At 31.0% G+C, this 19,698-nt stretch carries 13 protein-coding genes; 5 read left to right on the forward strand and 8 right to left on the reverse strand.

Going from position 1 to position 19,698, the window contains the following annotated elements; genetic code table 11:
- Window positions 1-8: 8 nt before the first annotated feature.
- From H6622_01765 to H6622_01795, 7 genes are all read right to left on the reverse strand, one after another.
- Entirely contained in the window at window positions 9-284 is a 276-nt protein-coding gene (locus tag H6622_01765) for a hypothetical protein (protein ID MCB9060232.1), read from the reverse strand.
- A complete protein-coding gene (locus H6622_01770; protein ID MCB9060233.1) occupies window positions 271-1,209 on the reverse strand; it encodes a hypothetical protein in 939 nt (312 codons plus the stop codon). Before H6622_01770 ends, H6622_01765 begins: the two co-directional genes overlap by 14 nt.
- Window positions 1,206-4,019, reverse strand: a complete 2,814-nt coding sequence (locus tag H6622_01775; GenBank protein ID MCB9060234.1) for a tetratricopeptide repeat protein — start codon at window positions 4,017-4,019, stop codon at window positions 1,206-1,208. The genes H6622_01770 and H6622_01775 overlap by 4 nt, the downstream gene beginning before the upstream one ends.
- Window positions 4,020-4,072: 53 nt before the next feature.
- Entirely contained in the window at window positions 4,073-5,491 is a 1,419-nt protein-coding gene (locus H6622_01780) for a tetratricopeptide repeat protein (protein ID MCB9060235.1), read from the reverse strand.
- A complete protein-coding gene (locus tag H6622_01785; protein ID MCB9060236.1) occupies window positions 5,491-6,180 on the reverse strand; it encodes an outer membrane beta-barrel domain-containing protein in 690 nt (229 codons plus the stop codon). The genes H6622_01780 and H6622_01785 overlap by 1 nt, the downstream gene beginning before the upstream one ends.
- Before the next feature lie 63 nt (window positions 6,181-6,243).
- A complete protein-coding gene (locus tag H6622_01790; GenBank protein ID MCB9060237.1) occupies window positions 6,244-9,489 on the reverse strand; it encodes a UvrD-helicase domain-containing protein in 3,246 nt (1,081 codons plus the stop codon).
- The gene (locus H6622_01795) at window positions 9,482-11,860 is read right to left on the reverse strand and encodes a PD-(D/E)XK nuclease family protein (protein MCB9060238.1); all 2,379 of its coding nucleotides are present in this window, start codon (window positions 11,858-11,860) and stop codon (window positions 9,482-9,484) included. The genes H6622_01790 and H6622_01795 overlap by 8 nt, the downstream gene beginning before the upstream one ends.
- Window positions 11,861-11,932: 72 nt before the next feature.
- On the opposite strand from H6622_01795, the gene H6622_01800 reads away from it, so the two are divergent.
- Entirely contained in the window at window positions 11,933-12,781 is an 849-nt protein-coding gene (locus tag H6622_01800; GenBank protein MCB9060239.1) for an Hsp33 family molecular chaperone HslO, read from the forward strand.
- Here the strand turns inward: H6622_01800 and H6622_01805 are convergent.
- Window positions 12,778-13,791 (reverse strand): hypothetical protein, encoded by a 1,014-nt coding sequence (locus H6622_01805; GenBank protein ID MCB9060240.1) that lies wholly within the window; start codon window positions 13,789-13,791, stop codon window positions 12,778-12,780. The two genes, H6622_01800 and H6622_01805, sit on opposite strands and share 4 nt — an antisense overlap.
- A 149-nt stretch (window positions 13,792-13,940) precedes the next feature.
- Here H6622_01805 and H6622_01810 point away from each other — a divergent pair, with 149 nt between their 5' ends.
- Genes H6622_01810 through H6622_01825 form a run of 4 tightly spaced genes read left to right on the forward strand, consistent with a single transcriptional unit; the run spans window position 13,941 to window position 19,688 of the window.
- Window positions 13,941-15,974, forward strand: a complete 2,034-nt coding sequence (locus H6622_01810; protein ID MCB9060241.1) for a (Fe-S)-binding protein — start codon at window positions 13,941-13,943, stop codon at window positions 15,972-15,974.
- A complete protein-coding gene (locus H6622_01815) occupies window positions 15,928-17,886 on the forward strand; it encodes a hypothetical protein (protein MCB9060242.1) in 1,959 nt (652 codons plus the stop codon). Before H6622_01810 ends, H6622_01815 begins: the two co-directional genes overlap by 47 nt.
- The gene (locus tag H6622_01820; GenBank protein MCB9060243.1) at window positions 17,870-18,955 is read left to right on the forward strand and encodes a hypothetical protein; all 1,086 of its coding nucleotides are present in this window, start codon (window positions 17,870-17,872) and stop codon (window positions 18,953-18,955) included. The genes H6622_01815 and H6622_01820 overlap by 17 nt, the downstream gene beginning before the upstream one ends.
- A complete protein-coding gene (locus H6622_01825) occupies window positions 18,939-19,688 on the forward strand; it encodes a hypothetical protein (protein MCB9060244.1) in 750 nt (249 codons plus the stop codon). The genes H6622_01820 and H6622_01825 overlap by 17 nt, the downstream gene beginning before the upstream one ends.
- Window positions 19,689-19,698: the final 10 nt, after the last annotated feature.

Genomic DNA, 19,698 nt, shown 5'->3' on the forward strand with positions numbered 1-19,698 from the left:
CGTCCATGTTATCTAATTCTTTCTACTGACCTTCTGATTTTATCATTGAAACTTTTTCTATAAGGTAATTTATTTCGAAACATTTTCTGAAACCTTGGATTCAAAGAAAGGTCTCCAGGAGCACCCAATTGTCCCTCTATATAAAAGTTTTCAAAATCAAATTTTTCATATTTTTTATATTTATAAATTATGTTTTCTTCTTTATTTGTAACTTCTTTTTTTTGGGCCATACATATATTACTAAAAAGAAGAATGCCTACTAGGAAGAATTTAAATAAATCCATTTGTCACCCCTAGAAATTGTGAAATATTTTTGTAATATTCTTTGTCTTCTTTTAATTGATCTGTTTCAACCATCAAAAATATTGCCTTGGACTTACCAATTTGCCCCAAAAGCTTAAGTGTTATTGAATAATTAATACCTATAAAAGGAATTTTAAAAGCTGCTTCATTTAATCTTTCAAATTCATCTTTTGCATTTTTTAAATCTCCAGATAATAAATATGCACTAGCAAGAGCAGCTGTTACTTCAACATCACGCATATTAGAGTTTTGTAAAAATTTAAAGTATTGAATGGCATTATCCGTGAAACCAAATTTTAATAAAATTTGAGCTAAATTAAAAACTGGAGTCAATGAAACACTATTTTCCTTGATTGCTTTTTCATATGCAAGTTTTGCTTTTGGGTAATTACCTTTGAGTTGGTAAATAACTCCAATATTATTTATGGCCGGCGAGTATGATTTATCAAGTGATTTAGCCTTATTATAAAAAATTAATGCTTTTTCAATTTCACCTTGCTTTAAATAGCAAGTACCAACTTGATTCCAGTAAGATGGATTTTTCTTATAAGTTCTATAAAGATCATCAAAATGATTGCTTGCAAGATCAAAGCTAGAAGCATGACAAAATGCTGCTAGTTTTGAAATTTGACCTTGAGATGTAGTATCAACTTTGGCCTCAACTAATTTTACGACTTTTTTTACTTTTTGATCAGATACTCTATCCAATGTTTCAGAATAAAGAAGATCATCTTTTAGATCTAGATCCCAATAATTATCAGGGTAATAATCTTCTGACCTCACATATTTCTTATAGGATGTTTTTTTAAAATCTTCATTTGAAATATTATCAATGCTTTCTACATTTTTGTTAGTAGTAGAGCATGAAACTATCATTAATGAAAGTAAGACAAAAAGTAAGTTCACTTTTTCCCTCCTCTGTCCATAACAATTCCGCTTCTTGGATAATGGTATTCAATGTTTACCGGGAATCGCTTCTCGCTAAAAAACCAATAATTATCACTTGATAAAACCTGATTCTTTTTAATATATGATTTTGCTTCATTGATGAGTACTGGAATTTTGTTTATCAAAGGAATGTGATCTCTTTTTAGATTTGCTCTTAAATCGTTTAAGTCTTGTGGGTCTATTCCTTCTGGTGAAAATTTCAAAAGCTCATCAACATATCTTGTATAAGTTTCTACCATAATTCTATATACCTTTACGCTCCCATCTCCTGAGGGAATTTTGAGAATATTATCTGCAAAATTCACAAATTTATTCAGCTTTTGAAATCTTTTAGTGAATTGTTTAACAAAGAGGTTAAATGGAAATTTGAGTTGTATTTCCCAAATTTCATTTTCCATCTTTTTGAGTTCTTCTATTTTCAGTAATGAAACAACGTCAGTTGATTGTGCAGTAATTTCATAATTATTTTTTAAGGTTTCTGAGTAATAGTTAAATATTTTGTTTTCTATGATCTTTGATTCTTCAAACCGTACTTTAGTTTTTAAATATGTCATATACTCATACAAACTTGATATAATCCTTCCCCGTAAAACTCGTTCATTCTCTACTGTTTCTAACCAATCTCGGTATCTTTGCCAGTCCTTTTTGTCTGCATAGTAATCTAGAATATTATATTTTGCGTCTCTAATCAGCGAACTTTTAACACCGCAACTACTTCCATCGAGGGCAATCATCTGAGCTTTTTCAAATTGTTTATTTAAAAGCAATGTCAATACTGTTTCATTAAAAAGTTGATCAGACTTATTCGTTTTTAATGAACAAATTTTACTATATGTCATGTTATAAATTTCGGCCGATTCTGCAAATAGTCTACGGTTGAACAAATCTGAAGCAATTAGAATATAAGAGCTTAAAAATTTTAAAACTTTTTTTGAATTTTTTATTTCTAAAGATCTTTTTGTCCATTGATAAAGTTTTTTTCCGTGACCTAATTCATAAAAAAGAGTGGCTATATTATAGGCAGAATTAACTTTAGCATCCCAATTACTGTCAGGAGACTTATAAATGTCGATATATGCTTTTAAGGCCTCTTTTTTTAATCCATTATCATTATTTTTTTCAATATCTTGAAGTTGGATTATTGCTGCAATCTCTCTTAATTTTTTGTAATAGCCCTTAGAAACCTTAATATTTTTAATTCTTATATTTTTTACCCAGGCAACGACTTCTTTTTTCTGTCCGTTTTTTCTATACGCATCAACAATATTTCCTATCATAATCTCAATTGTTTTTGTGTCGCTTGGGAATTCTTTAGAAAAATTATAAATTGTTTCTTCGGCCTTAGGATAGTTCTTTCGCTCAAGATAGAAAGAAAAAAGTCTTTGATAAATTTTATTAATTTTTTTATTTTTTCCTGAATTTGCAATTGTTAGAGTAAAGACTTTCTCTAAGTAGCTATCTTTTTGCTTTTTCGTAACGTTTGGCAAACCCATTGTTGCAAGCATTCCTTTTAGTGCCAATTCTTTAAATTTTTTGTCTCCAGATTTTTCAGAAAGTTCTAAGGATCTATCATAATAATTCATTGCTTTATCTACTTCACTATTTGCATACATTGCCTCTGCTGCTAAGAAATAACTTTCAGTAGAATCTTTTGGAGAAATCACACCCAATAAATCATAATATTTTGCTGCTTCATATGCTCTTTTTGCTCTTAATTTAGGATTTCCTTTCATAAACTTGCTAACGCTCTGTTTTTGAGCACTTGCGGCCTTTCTTTTGATTTGATAAACTAATGTTTCTTTTTGTGTTTCATTCAAAAAATTTAATTTCTTACTAACTAGTACTGCACTGACATCGTAGTGATTATCAATATCTCCTGATTTGTCATAAACATTGAGTAAAGAAAAATAAACTTTGACCTCATCTTCTTCTGTATGTGTGTATTTCTTCGCTCTGATTAGGACTTTTGCAGCACTTTCAAATTTTCCGTTGTCAAATAATATTTTTGAAATATTTACTAGACCATCAATTGTATTTGTATTTGTATCTTCAAAATATTTAATTCCTTGATCAAGTTTACCGGCCTGAATATAAAAATACCCCAGATCTTTTTGTGTGTTTTTCCTCATATCTACAAACTCTTTTCTCGAGCTGTAATTATCAACTTCCAACATCATTCTTAAGGCCATATCATATTTTTTAAGGCGCATATAAGTCCATGCCAAGTTATACGCATCTTTAGTCCACCATTTTTCAAGTTTTTTTCTTAAAGCACTCTCATAAAGTGGAACTGCTTTTTGATATTTTCTTTGATTATAATACAATTCGGCCAAGGCCAGTTTAGATTTATAATTAATTGTAGAATCATTTTGAGATAAATTTATGGCCTGATCAAAATATTGGATTGATTTTTTTAGATCATTAAATTCTTTGGCATTGTAAGCTAAAATATAATAGACATCTGATTTTCTTTTGAAGTTTTTAAACTTTTTTAACATTAATAAAGATGTTTTTTGTGCTTGTACAAAATATTTTCGTGATTCAAAAAAATATTCAGATCTTTTATGTTTATATCTTTCTTTGGCAGGAATAGCTAAATATTTATCTAATTCCATTTCTTTAAGAAATCTGGCCTTTTCTAAAAGAAGTTCGGCCATTCTTAGCATAAAATTTGGACTTGTTCCCTTTGAGTTTTTATTTAGACGAGTTACTTCGGCCAACTCTTCATCAATAATTGAAATAATTTCTTTAACTTTTTCATTGGCCAATGATATTTGTCCTATAAATAAAAAAATGAATATTAATAGGTTAAAAAATTTCATCAAATACACTCAGATTTTAGGGAGAACACATAATCACCTAACTCATCGGCCCAGAACTCCCCTTTAAAGGGCCAAAAATATTGTCTGTCTGTTTTTACTACATTATTGATATTTCCTCTAAATCGTGAATTATTTAAAGGTCTATTATAGAGGCCCATTTTTTTTCGTCCAAGAATCTCGAGTTTAATATAACTCATACCTTCAAATGATTTTAGCATTTGGAGCTCATAGACTTTTATTCTTTTTTGAACATAAGCTCCAATTAAATCCCTTTGCAATTTCAATGTTTCCCTCAAGGATTTATCTAAATATCTTGTAAATCCCAAGTCCTTTAAGGAGGAAAGTACCTCAATTTCTTTTAGCCCACTTGTATAAACTTGCAATAGATCTCTAAATGCAGGATCCCAAGTAATATCTTTAAGAATATTTCTCAATAATTCATTTCCTCGTTGCTTACCATCTAAAAATGTTTTTGATAATAAGTAATAATACTTATAGTCGTTACGATGTGTTTTCGATAGCTCGAGTATATTTTTATAATCTTTTTCATAACGTTGATAAAAATCATCTACAACAAATTTAGTATCATTCCACAAACAAAGTTCCATATAGCTAAGAGCACGTAAAACATCTATTTCTGGGTTGAAAATAAAATTTAAAATTGGCGCTTTATAAGTAACAAGCTTTCCAAGTGCGCGATTATAATCTCTTTGATAAAAACTATTCCAGGCCTCTTCAAATAAAATCTCCGGCCAAATATAAGACGATTTTGGCAAATTAAGATAAGATCTGTTCGCCAAATCATGTTTCTTAGCTGTGAACAATGTACGAGATTCACCGATAATGCAATAGTCGCGATTAATCTCCATTTCCCTTCTTCTATCTTTGTCTTTGAGGTCCCCAATCATTTTTTGAGATAATTCAACACAATCTTTGAAAGCGAGTAGAGCATTTTCATAACTTTCTTTCATTACATACAAACTTGCCTCTAAATGTAGCGCAAATGGCCGTATGGGGTGAACACGCGGTATTGCTGCATTCAAAGTATTGATTGATTCATCATATTTCCCTTGTCTAAAGAATTTCTTGGCCAAAATGTATTTTATCGTAGGAGATTTGCTTTTATTTAAAATCCTATCTGGTAAAATTTCAAATTGTGTGACACCTACTTTGGCAATTAATCTTTCAATAATTGGGTCAATTTCAGAGTGAACAATTTTTTTATTTGAGAATAAATATTCTTTTACAAATGGGACTGCAGATAAGTACATTTCTGAGTCCATCAAAGAGTTGGCAACTCTATGATAGTTTTGAGTTGAAGACCTTGAATCTTGATAATATCTCCATGCCTCCGTCACTGATGATAGGGCAGCTTGAGAGAAAAGGATTAAAGTAATTAAGGACAATATTATTTTCATTAAAAATGTATCCCCATCGAAGCCGTAAAGTCATAGTTACTATCCCAAATTTGAACTGAAGTATCAGAGGCCTTATCTGCGCGAAAGTGGTTTGTGGCCAAGTCTAATCTAAGATTAATTAATTCCGTAACGTAGAACTGTAGGGTTATCTGCCAAAGAAATGAATTATGTGTTTCAGATACACTTTCATTAAATAGGTCATTTCTAAATTGCGGTCCATTATTTGATTCTTTGAATTTAGCATACCCCACGCCAAGAAAGACATCGTAATACAAAATCGCATTAAAGGTGTTGATTTTTGAATAAAATGGAGACCAAAGAAACATTGCTCCAAAATAATTATCGACGAGTCTTCTAAAAGGTGTCGATCCTGCGCCTCCATTATTTCTGACAAGTGCTGCGGTTTCGTTTTCTTTAGCACTTTGTTTAGAGTATAACATTTCAAATCCATAATTTTCAGTTGCAAAATACCCAAGCCTTCCTTGTAAAACTGTAGTATCAACAAATGCTCCATTTGTAGTTAGTCCTCCTCCGACATGAACATGTATTTTTTTTTGCTTGAGAAATTTCCTATTTTGTAAAACGTACACCTCTTTATCTTGATCTAACCAACCAAAGTCATAGACAGAATCTAAAGCAGCATAGAGCTGAGATATTGGAAATAGTAAGATAATGAATAATTTTGACATATTCTCCCTGCTTTTTTTTGCTCAAGATAGAGCTTCTCCCTAATTAATTCTAACATGAAGAAATTAGGTCGCAAGGGAGCAAGGTTGGCAAATATTTCTATATCCGCAAGAAGCACAAAAAGTTTGATCCATTTCATCAAGATTTGACAGTCTTTTCCAGTGGCCAAACAATTCAGATTCAACCTCACTAAAAGTTAACACCTTAGTAATTTTCTCTTGGGTATCCAGATAGAGAATTTCTAACATACAAGTAAATTGTGTCGTATCCAAATTATATATTTTTGCTAATCCATAAGCATAGCAAAGTAGTTGACACCAGTAAGCAGATTCTTTAGTTGATTTTCTTTGTCCACTTTTAAAGTCCCATACTTTTAATCTTTTATTATCCGAGTTTTTTGGTAAAAAGAACAAATCTGGTGTTCCTGAAATCATTTGTCCAAAGATAGGAAATTTAACTGGTAACTCACTATGGAATTCAAAGTTAACATGTTCACTTGAAATCAGATCAAGGCACCATTGAATTTTTGTTACATCCTCTTGTTCTATGTATCTAGGTATAACCATATTATGTTTTAAAGCGTACTCAATTGCACTATGTAGATTTGTTCCTCTTTTGGCATCTGATTTCATTTCAAAATCATTTTTTTTATCAAATTCATCTGATGTGAATTGTTCAAAATTTTCTTCAAATTTACATATAACATTAAAAAAGAATTTCCTTGGACATTGAGCGATTTGAGCTAATTTTGTAACCGAAAGCTCGGCAATTAATCCTAATTGCTCACCCTCTAAACTCAATTTTGTTTGAATTCCTAAATTATCAGAATGAAACAAAGGTCTATCAATAATTTTTTTGTTCGCAACAGGTTGGTTAGGTAATTTTATGACTTCAATTGGAGAGGAGACTTCACTTTCTTTCCATTTTCTTATTCCTTCTATCCAGCTTTCTTTTGAATAAGATAGTTCTCCTTTAAAATTAGAAACATTCACCCAACTAATACTTTTCACGGCCCTTGTGCAGGCAACATAAAACAACCTTTTTGATTCTGAAAATTCTTTTCTTTTTAAAATAAGATTCTCTAAAATCAGAGAAGGGGATGAATATGCTTTTTTATCACTTGCATTTACCTTCCATTTTATTGCACCAGGTAATAATCCGAAAAAATCTCTATTCGCAGGAGACATACCATTGGTATGTATTCCTGCGAGAACAACATGGTCAAATTCTAGTCCTTTAGAAGCGTGAGCAGTCATAATAACAATTTTTGGATTAGCATTGAATCTAAAGTCTATAGAATAAGTTTCATTTGAAGAGGAATTCAAATAGTCCCAAATGCTCTCTACTTGTCCAAAATTTATATCAATTAAAGAAAATATTTTATCTAGATTTTCGCCGTGGAGTGAATTGTGAATATTGTGAAAGACCAAAAAAGATTTAAACGCATATTTCAGTCCAAAAGATTTTTGATTTCTTTCAAAATTAAAAATGCTTTGTTCAACTAATTTTGAATCATTTTTAATTTCCAAGTAAGAAAAAAAACCATCAATTAAAATTCTTGTTCTATAAATTGGTTGCTTCTCATCAAGTGAATATTCCAATAGAGCTTTAAAAACACATAAAATAGGATCATGTGCCAGCTTCACTTTGGTCTGAGCAATAAAGCTAATATTACTTTCAATTAGTTCATCTATTAAAAACTTTAAGGGAGATAATTTTCTATACAACAAACAAATTTTTTCATTTGGAGATTTTTTTAGTCGATCTTGAATTATTTGAATTATTCCCGATGCTTCAATCTGATCTATTTGTGTACTTGTATACCGTTCTTCACTCATAACTAGCAATTGATACTCGTTTATGTCCCCAATATTACTTCTCTCCAGTATTGGGTTCTCCTGAGGATCTACATCAACGCTAAATAAATCTATTCCGCTAAAATCAGAACCAAGTTTAAAAAGGTAATCAAAGATCCTATTATTAAAATTTATTACATTTCCGCAAGAACGATAATTATTAGATAATAGATGACATATTTTAACATTTTTCATACATTCTTTAAAAACAGCTACCTCACCTCCCCTAAAACCATAAATTGCTTGTTTAAGATCTCCAACGCAGAATATATTTTGGAAATCATTCAAAGCTAATGCTTTCAAAATATTAAATTGTATAAAAGAAGTGTCTTGAAACTCATCTATAATAAAATACTGATAACATTTTCTAATCCGTTCTAGAACCTCAATATTTTTAACGGTCTTTGAAATAATGTATTCGAGATCAGAGAAAGTTATTCCGTAAATAGAATTATAATTTACGCTAACGTTTTTATAAACATTTACAAAAATATTCATCCAAGATTTATATACATTTTTACTCTCTACAAAACAGTTTAAAGCTTCATAATTTTTAGCTAAAAATGTTCTCAGTCCCTTCACTCCTTCAATTTGTTTTTCAAGAGCAATGTATCCAAGTTTTTTAGGAGGTGACGTTACATGTTTAAATTCTTCGAAGTATTTATTTATATTAACCAGCAAGTTTTCTTGTTCAGCATTAATTGATTCTAGAATGTCTAAAAAATATTCTAAATGTTGATACCATTTTTTGTCATAATGAACACTATCAACAATACCCATTTCACTTTTCAAAGTGAGAACATCTATCCCTAAAAGAGGAATAATTTCTTGGAGATATTTTGCTATAGAAAAATGATCAATTGATTCGAGAGTAAATAAGTCCCAATATTCACGAAGAGTTGGATCAGAAAATATTTTGTACATCCCATTGGAAATTTCTTGACGATGCCCAACGATAAGATCTTTGTCTAGAACAAGATCATCTTTAATAAGTTCGTTTAAAGCATTATCTACGAGTGACTTAATTTTTAATCGAGATTCAGTGGAACTCAGTAATGGAACTTCTTGATCTATACCAACTATTAAACCCGATGAAATTAATTTAAAACAAAATCCATGAATTGTAGTAACATTCAAATACCCTATACAATTGGATACTACATCCCAAATTTTATTAATTGTTTTACACTGACCAAATCTTTTTTTGATTCTAATAGACATTTCACCAGCGGCCTTTTTAGTGAATGTCATTAAAACTATTTTTGAATAAAATTGCTTTAATTTAATTTCAAAATCCACGACATCAGTATATTCTTTTTTTTCAATAAATTTTTCAGTTAAATAAACAATATGCTCAACTAAAACAAATGTTTTTCCAGATCCAGCACCGGCCCGAAGAAGCATATTCCCGTTATGTTCGATCGCAACTTTTTGTTCTTCATTTGCACTAGTCATTGAAAATTCCTTTCCCACATAGTGACTCTACCGGACAAAACGTACACGCTTTAGATGATTCTGGAGATGGATAGTAATGGCAATCGGATATTATTCGTTCAAAATTTTCTTGTTCAAAACCTATGTACTGTTTTAATCTTTCATTAAAATTTTCGATAAAAATTATCCCCAATTTATTATTTAACAATTCTTTGTTTGATGTAAAAATCAGAGATTCCTCGAGATTTGATAAATTTACATATCCAAAAATTGAATTCATAAATTGTTCGTTACAATTTTTCAAATAAGTCCAAATTTGTATTTTTTTAAAATCTAAAAACTCTTTTTTAGAGGGAATTGATGAACTTGATCGTTTAAAGTCTAAAATGATCAAATTATCTGGACCTTTTGCAAAATAATCAACTCTCCCGCGATAGAGTAAATTTTTATAGTGATATTCAAACGGATATTCAAACTTACTAAATTCTAAATGCAAAAATTCACTAATATTTTTGATAAACGTGATTCCATTAAAAGCATAATGTGAAATTTCAGATAGAGTTTTTAATTCATCCAAAATTCCAATATTTTTCATTTTCTTGCTTTTATACTCTTGATAGATTTTTTTTGAGAGTTCGCCAATCACTGTTTTATCAATCTCTACGTCTTCTTTAAAAAATGTTTCTATTACTAAATGTTCTAATTGCCCCAATTCAGAAGGTGTCATATTTTCATGTAAAATTCCATTAAACGACAATTGATCAAGGTTATTTACCTTGAACTTCTGTGGGCAATCCAAATAATTTTGATATGAAGAAGGAGATAATCGTTGAACAGTCTTGTCATTTCTGGGAGCTTTCCAAGTATAGTTTTTAGATTTTGTCTCTACATTTTCTTCCAAGTAGTTTAATTCAAAATTTTCAAATATTTCATTCCAAACAACACTCTCTTCAAGCATGGACTCCTCCATGAAAACTGTCGTATTCCCTCCATTAAACAAGTTCTTTATTGAGTTCACTAAAAACTGTATTTCCAACTCACCACTTCTGACTGGAGCTACGGCCTTTAAAAATTCAATTATCTCATCATTATAATTTGTATTGGTATTTCTTATGTCTGGATAATTGGAGTTAATACAAAAAATTGATTTACCATTTTTATCAATTTGCTTCAAATCTTCAATTCCATAAACATTTATTTTAGATTTTTTATGAACTGGAATAATTGAACTTCGTGGTAAGTTTAATTTTGAAACATAACAAAAAACTTTAAATTCCAAAACACCAAAGGTAGAATACAAATCAGATAATTCATTCCAATCTTCAATCGTCTTATAAAAAATGCTTATAACTGTTAATTCAAAATATTTTTCAAAATGTTTTTTCCCAAGTATATCTGATTTTATTTTATTCAAAATTTCGAAAGCTGAAGCTATATCAATTTGGCCACTCTCTTTGAAAAAAAGTCTATTTAAAAGAGTCTCATATTTTTTATGGTATTGTTCAAAAATTTGATTTTCATCTTTGAAAAATAATTCCCCGATAGGGATTTCCATAAAATCACAAAATGTGGGCCCTTTTTTTGCGAGAATCACATTTTCAATTTCTCTTACAAATTCAATTTTACTGACCATTTTTGAGGCCATCTTTCCCTTAACAAATTTGATAATATTAATTTTTCTCTTTTCCTCAAAAGTTATCTTTTCAGAAATATCTATGATTTTATCTATCCACTTTGGCCAATCACTCTCTTTGGAAAAATTGAAAACCTCCACAGGACAAATAACCCACACTGAATTATGAATCCCAAGAGCTCTTAAAAAGTCCAATTGAGTTCCTGAAAAATGAGTAAATCCAGTAAAGACCATTTGATTTTCGCGAATTTCATGATCAAGATGTCTTAAACTATGTGCAATTCGTTGATAGTTTCCATGTTCATCTTCAATATTTAATTCATTAAAAATTTGCCAAAATAATTTAATTCCCTGAGACATTTTTTCATCAAATTCAACTAACACCTCTTCCACTAATTTGAAATCCAAAGTAAAACTTCTTAGTTCTGTAAAAAGATTATAAGTTTGCAAAAAATATTCAAAAGGTAGATCATTAAAAAATTTTCTCCATAAAATACTTAGATAGAGAAATTGATCGGCCTTTCGTTTTACTTCCGTTTTGGCCTCCTCTCCTAATAACTCTAGGACAATATCACTTTTAATTTTTTCTATCGTAACAACATCTGTGATAAAACTCTTATTTTCAATCGCTAAGAGTGTTTGTCTTGTCGAATCAGAAATTCCAGGGTTAGGACAAATATTAATAACCTGTGTTTCATGATTTGGAAGATCACTTTTATAAAATTCTAAAATATTATTACAAAGTACTAAACTTAACATTTATCACCGGCCTTAAGGGTTTGTTTGACAAAATTGGCCAAAACGCGTTATAACCCACCGCAAGGATATATAATGAATAATAGCAAAATATACAAATTTCTAGACGAAAAGCATAACTTTACCATTCATTTTCTTGAAGGACAGAAACTGATTTCAGATCTTTCAACAATTCATCACAACAATCAAAAAGCATTTCTATATTTAAGAGATTGCGTTCTCACTTTCATGCCTTTTATTGGATTGTTAAAGAATGGAGAAGGATTAGGTCTTTACATTGATAATGATGACCCCTATTTTCGGTTTAAGTTGGAAACAAATTACAATGGAAATCTGAGAACACTTATTTTGCCTGAAGAGTTAGAATCTATTCCAAATAAACTTAATGGTAGAGGAAGGATCACAAAGTTGTATGATGGCGGACGTGGCCCATATACATCAATTGTGGAGCTCAAAAATATCCCTTTTTCAGAGATGGCCAATATTATTCTCAAGGATTCCTATCAAGTTAACGATAGAATTATTTTATCTGATTACTCTGACCAATCTTTAAAAATTGCAAAACTTCCGACTCCCCCCATCGATCCAGAAGCACCAATATATTCAACTAAAGAGTATTTAATGATATTCAAAAGTGAATGGAATGATATTTTCAAAATGGCCTATGACGATGAGGAAGAGATTATAAAATCTTTTGCAGATTTAGGGGCAAAATATATCGGAGGACATGAAATTAACTTTCACTGTCCATGCTCTAAAGAACGTATGCTTTATGGAGTGTTGGGATTAAAATCTGTGGATCTAGATGAATTATTTAACGAACAAGAAAATGCCATTGAAGCAAAATGTGACTACTGCCATAAGGTATATCATATTTCAAAAGATGAAATTAACCAGTTAAAAAACCGAAAAGATCTTCATTAATTAAAAAAATATTCATACCAAGTCTTTGACTCAGGTGTCCAAAAAATAGTTCTTGAAATGTCCGCCTCATTAAGAACTGAACAAAAATTTTCTGCATTAGACCCCTTAGCAAATACAGGTGAGAGCAGTTTCTGTTTTTTATAGTAAATTCCTTCACCTGTTAGATCAAAATTCTTCCAATCTTCACCCATGTTTGGAAATTCAATTCCTTGGGCCCCTAAAGAAGTCACTAATACGAGCAAACTATCGTCTTTTTTGGATATGTCCAAAAAGTAATCTAAAGTTTTATTGATATCGACAAGGGTCTCACTGACTAACCTAATATTTCTATTTTTCAAATTATTTAAATAACTAAAATCTGTAATCGTAAGTAGAAATCTTTCTGTCGTGGACTCTAGGTAGTCATACAGAGCTAAAGCATTGTTATAAATAGTCGAATAACACCTGCCCTCTAAACAATTTTTATCATATAGAATCTTATTTTTAACAATTTTCTGGTTATCCTGAAAATGAAACTTTTGAGACTCTGAAATTTCATTTTTTGGCTTGCTCATTCGAATAGTCGTAACATCACTTAAGAAAGTATCTATAGGACATATTTTGTTTTCAAAATCTCCAACCACAATATTTGCTACTTTATCCTTAAAGTAAGGATCCTTCCAAATTTTCTGTCCTTTAATTTCTTCACAACTATTTCCAATATTAAAAGAGCCGTTTACTTGAGAAAAATAACTTTTTATCACCCCTGGACGTAAATCGGTAATATTATACCTCCATACTTTTCCAAGACATGACATTCTTTCAAATGCTGTTATATTCACTTCCCTGGATATTTTTAGTAATGCAAGATGTTCTTCGTCAAAACCTGCAATTTGCAACCAAATGATTCGAGACACAGGTTTACCAAAAGTATGAGATTTTTTTCCTAAATAACTTTTTGATGCACATGAAAAGTTGATTAAGAGGCAAATGAACAATGTAATTTTATGATTTATTGATTTGATACTCAAAACATCTACTCCTAAGGACATTATTTTTACGATTTATTAACCATTTTGGTGAATAAATATTCAAAGTTTACCTAAAAAAAGATATCTTATGAACATATTATAATAGATTGGTTTTTCTCTAAATTCCACAACAACGCAAGGAGTTAGTTATGGGTACGCAATTATCAGAAGCGACAAGGGAGATTTTTTGGAACATTCCAATTTCTTTTAAAATTGCGATGTATGTTTTTTTCTTTGTAGCAATGGCCATCTTTATCAAAGGTACACTTGATAAATTATCATTTGTTCATGCTGGAAAAGGCCTGAAGTCATTATGGGGTAAAGAAGGTCTCTTTCCTGAAAAGTTGAATTGGTCTGCCTTTTTCAAAACTATTTTTCTAACCGGAAAAGTTCCAAGACAAAAGAAAGTAGCAGCATTTCATAATTTAATTTATTTTGGATTCATTATTCTCTGGATTGCGACCGATTTAGTTGCCATTCATGCCGACACCCCTTTTAAAATTTATAAAGGTCCAGTGTACATTGTTGTTTCATTTTTAGCAGATTTTGCAGGCCTGGCCATCATCGTTGGAATTATTTTTGCCTATAAAAGAAGATATATTGACACGCCTGACTATTTGTCTTCAACCGAACCCAACAAAGAAAAGTTCATGTACTTCATGCTTTTAACTCTTGTTGTCCTAGGTTATCTCATTGAAGGAGTAAGGATATTAGGGACGAATTCATTTGAAAATGAAACATTCTGGTCTCCTGTCGGTACTTTTCTGGCCAAAGTATTTAGTTCATTCGGGCTAGAAGACAGAAGTTGGGCAATGATCTATAGAGGAATGTGGATGCTTCACATGATAAACACAATGGCCTTTGTTGCATCTATCCCTTATTCAAAATTCTGGCATTTCATTGCCATACCATTTAATGCTCTCATAACTCCTGAAAGAAGAGGAGCTGTTTTAGATCCCATGAACTTTGAAGATGAAAATGCCGAGACCTTTGGGTTAGGAAAAATTTCAGAAATGTCGATGAAAAATCGTTTTGATTTACTTGCTTGTGTCGAATGTGGGAGATGTACTAATGTTTGTCCGGCAAAAAATGCAGGTAAAAATTTAAACCCTAAAACTATCATTACGAAGGCCAGAGATTTTGCAATCGATATTTTAAACAAGAAGGTTGAAGATAAAGATATTTGGGAAAATCCAATCTATTCATCAAATGAGTTGGACGCATGTACAACATGTGGTGCTTGTATGGAAGAATGCCCTGCTCATATTGAACATGTTGATATCATATTGGAAGCAAGAAGGTACAAAACATTAACTCTTGGTGAAATTCCTCCTGCGGCGGCAGATGCAGCAAATAAAATTAAAGTTAACGGAAACCCATGGGGGATTGCGCAAGACGATCGTTTCAAATGGGCCGATGGATTAGAGGTTCCAGTAATTGAAGCTGGAAAAAAGGTTGATTATCTCTATTATGTGGGTTGTGCAGGTTCATATGATGCTTCAAATCAGAAAGTCGTAAAAGATACTGTTGAACTCCTTAAGAAGGCCGGAGTAAGTTTTGCCGTCATGGGAAAAACGGAAAAATGCAATGGAGATCCTATAAGACGTTTTGGTGATGAATATACTTTTTTTGAAGTTGCGATAGAAAATATTGCTAATATGAGACAATATCAATTTGATAAAGTTGTCACACATTGTCCACACTGTCTTCATACGATAGGAAAGGAATATGCCAAATTTGATGATGGAGACTTTGAAACTGTTCACCATACAGAGCTCTTAGTTGACCTTTTAAAGTCAGGCAAGTTGAAACCTACTAAAAAAGTTGAAGAGGAACTTACATTTCACGATCCTTGTTACCTGGGTCGACATCATGGTGAATATAATGCACCAAGAGAAATTCTAAACTCTATTGAGGGTGTAAAAATCAATGAAATGGATAAAAATAAAGACAAAGCAGTTTGCTGTGGAATGGGAGGGGGAAATATGTGGTATGAGCTCCCAGAAGGTGAACATTTGGCCAAGAAAAGACTAGAGGATGTTGCTCAGGTATCCACCAAAAAATTGGCGACTGCATGCTCTTATTGTATGATTAACTTTAATTCATCAAGATCATTAGTCCAGGAGACTGAAAATATTGAGATTGAAGACATCGCAAGTATATTGGCAAAATCTATCGAATAAAGTCATTTTATGCTTGGCCTGTGTTTTTTTTTCAGGCCAAGTTTTTTGTGAAATTGAAACACCCGAATCTGGGTTCTTGAAAGATCTTGATAGACTCATTAGTGATGATAAAAATGAGATCCGTTATATTGAAAATGGACTTGCAGAAAAACTCAATAAGAGAGTTGACCTGATTAATTTTAAAGAAATGAGTATCACAAAATCTCAGATTTTCTCACTATTGCTTTATACCGATCCACAGTTTCTTGAAACATTAAGATATGATGAGTGTAATATTTATTCACTCCTTCTTAATGATCTTCTACGCTGGACAAAGGGACATGTTTTAAATCTATACACCGATGTAACTTATAATGATGGTGAAAAGAAAATCGTATCTTTACGCAATAAAACATTTCTTAATGAAGTTTTTAAAAAGAAGTGTTCTAAAATTAATGATTACTCTGAAATTTTTTCTCCTGATAATATTCTAAAAACACTAAACCGTCTTGAATTTCGAAAACCAACTCAAGAAAATTGTTCACGTCTTGTTGAGGAATGGAAAAGAAATCCATATTTTTCTTCTCTTTGCAGAGTGGGTGATCTATTTAGAAATCGAAAAACTTACGAATATATTTATAAAAACACTTCTCCGCTAAAAGATCCAGAGTTAAGGAGACATATCGGGAGTAAACTCTCTGAAGAAAAACTATATCGTAGTAATATAGATTTTTATCGAAGAAATTATATAGAAAACCTATGTACCTATAGTAGTGATCCAGAAAAATTTTGCGCTCCTTTTCTAAAAGAAAATATTTGGGAGAGGGTTATTTCAGGAGAATTTCCTTCTCACTATTTAGATAATACCTGCGCTACTGTTCTTAAGAAAAAACCACTAACAGAAGCAGAAAGAAAAAACTGTGCCCAAATAATAATCAATAAACCAGAACTTTGTTCTCTTAGAGGTTTGAAATATAATAGAGTTCTTTTTCCTAGATCTGATTGTGACAATGTTTCAAAAGCATTGATTAGTTCAAGATTGCGTTTCGATTATTCTGATTGTTCTGGGATAATTTCAAATCATGCAATTACAAACACCTATAGAATCGTTAAACATTTCCATCCTGAATTATACAATAGTGAAAGTGCAACTTGTCATGATTCTATGAATGAAGTTTTTCTTCTTACCTCCTACAAAGATGAAAATGATCCTAAATGGCCGATGAAAATTTGTTATCAAAATAAAATTTTAAATAAAAAAGAATGCTTAAATTTTGTTCCAGGCAGATCTGACAGTGATCGTTTGTCTGAACAAAGAGTGGTTGCCAGTGCACTAAGTATTCTTAAATCTGCTCCAGAAAGTCTTACCTGTACAATTGTTGCCAAAGATCAGTACAATCCTAGAAGATTAAAATATGCACAGGGCTGTTTTATATTATTTAATAGACAAAACTGTACGGCCGCATCTTGCCCTAAAGAAGTCTACTACCGCGATAAACATGTTAAGGATCTAACATATGATGGGATGGCCAGATTTGACTATTTTCCTAATACCTACAAGACAAACTTGGATTCTATATCAAGTAAGCTTGAGGAAAAATATAAAATCAAATCGAAAAAAATTTTAAATTTCTCATTATTGAAATTCTTCTTTGATATGCATAAAGATGGAATCGTTCATGGATTAGGTTGCGCTGAAGATATTCATCCTAGAAAGTTTTCTCGTGATCTCTTCAATCAATGTACTCCGATTCCATTTATCGTAGATGGTCTTAGTGAAAAAAATGATATTAAATATTTAACCACCCGAAGTTCTTTGGATGATGTTTACTCTCCTCGAAGTATTAGATGGAATATCATTTTTACTTCTGTGAGAAACTATCAAGAGTTTCATCCCCTAGGATCATGGAATTTGTATGGACTCTATAAATAAACTTATCATTTTAATGTTGTTCTGTACTTGCAACTATGCCCAAGAAATGAAAGGCCTCCCAATTCTTGCGACCAAACAATCGCCCTTTAAATTAAGATATTTTTCACATGATGGCAAAGTCACTTACTACCAAAATCGTTTTGGAAATTTATTACTCTCTACTAATTATAAAGTTGAGACTGTTATACAAGGCGATTCTCAAACTAATTACTTGATTACCGCCTCTGAATTCAAAAAAAAGATATTGGTTTCCGAAAGATCATCATTTCACTCTTTTCTTTCAGTATCTTCTCCCTATAAGATTTATTCAGTCGATCACGGTACAACCAAATACAGACAAATAGGCCAAGGGTTGGCCCCAAAGATTCATCATATGGATAAATGGGCATCTTACTACGATAATAATGAAAATTTAATTTCATTTTATAATCTTGAAAGTGATATTGTTGAGATGAAAGTTAAACTTCCCGATAATTTTGACAAATATTTTGTACCCGAAGTCGCCATGTTAAATGCAGATAATATTTTCTATTCCGCAATCAACAAGAAAGGAATACAGGCCGTTTTTAAATATAATCGCACAACAAAAAACTCAACTGTATTTTATCAAGAAAAAACTGCTTTCAAAAAAATTTACCTATGCCAAAACAAAACAGGTCTATTTTTAGCATCTTTTCCATCAAGTGAGAGTTTGAAACCAGAAACTTCCTCTGAAATTTATTTTTATAAACGAGATGAAAATCATGTTGATACAACTCTCCCAAATCTTATTTATAATTCCAAAGGACATGATTTAGGTAAAATAGATTGCACCGCTTCCTCATCCAAGATCTTTTTTATAAAGGATTTTACACCTCAGTCTCAAAAGAAATCCTATGATCTAGTTGAATATGATCATAAAAGTAAAAAAAGTATAAGATTGTCAAACTTCAATTTTGTGACAAGCTTTGTAAATATGGATGGACAGATTATTCTTTACTACCGGGGGAAATACTATCTGGCCTTTGGCAAAGTCGAATTGAAAGGTGATAATATCGAAGGGATACAAGATAATGTTAAGTTTAATTGAAGTCTTTTTTATTGTCATATTTACATTGCAAACATTAAGCGCTGCCTATTTTGATATTTCAAAAAAGGAAAAGCTAGAAGAATATAGCAATGCTTTTCTAACTGGAATAAGTGAGCAAATCTTTGATGACAAACTCATATTTGCATCCCAAATAAAACTCAAAGCATTAGGACGATATCAAGAAATCTTAGGAGAAGATTTTGAAAAAATAATTAAAATGTGTTTTATAAAAGAAATTGGTGGCAAACATATTTCAATTCAGCAATTTGATTTTTCAAGGTCATTTATTACTGAGTTTGAAAAAGCTCTCCCTGAATATAAAAAGAAATTTTCTTCACAATATCATAAATGGTTTATTCAAAAAATTTATAATGATTTATATCTTATTGGAAAATCACCTTTATTCACAGATTTACAGATTAAAATGGATACAATAAAACCTGTCTCTTCCCAGAACACACTCAAATTTAAGAAAAAGGCAGATCTTATTTTTAACTGGGGAAATTTTTTGCTAAGAAATGATACTATCGACATCAAAGTTGTTATAGACAAAATCCTTCTTAATGTACTTGAAAAAACTCTACTGTTTTCAGAAATATACAGCGGACTTACATACAATCAAGTACTATCTGTTGTTATTTCTCCATCCTATTCTCCAAAGGCATTTAATATAAGCATTTCAACAAAATCAGAAGATGAGAAAAATTTGAGCAAAAAAATAAATGATCTTTAAGAAACGTTTT

This window comes from Halobacteriovoraceae bacterium, from assembly GCA_020635115.1.
Lineage (GTDB): Bacteria > Bdellovibrionota > Bacteriovoracia > Bacteriovoracales > Bacteriovoracaceae > JACKAK01.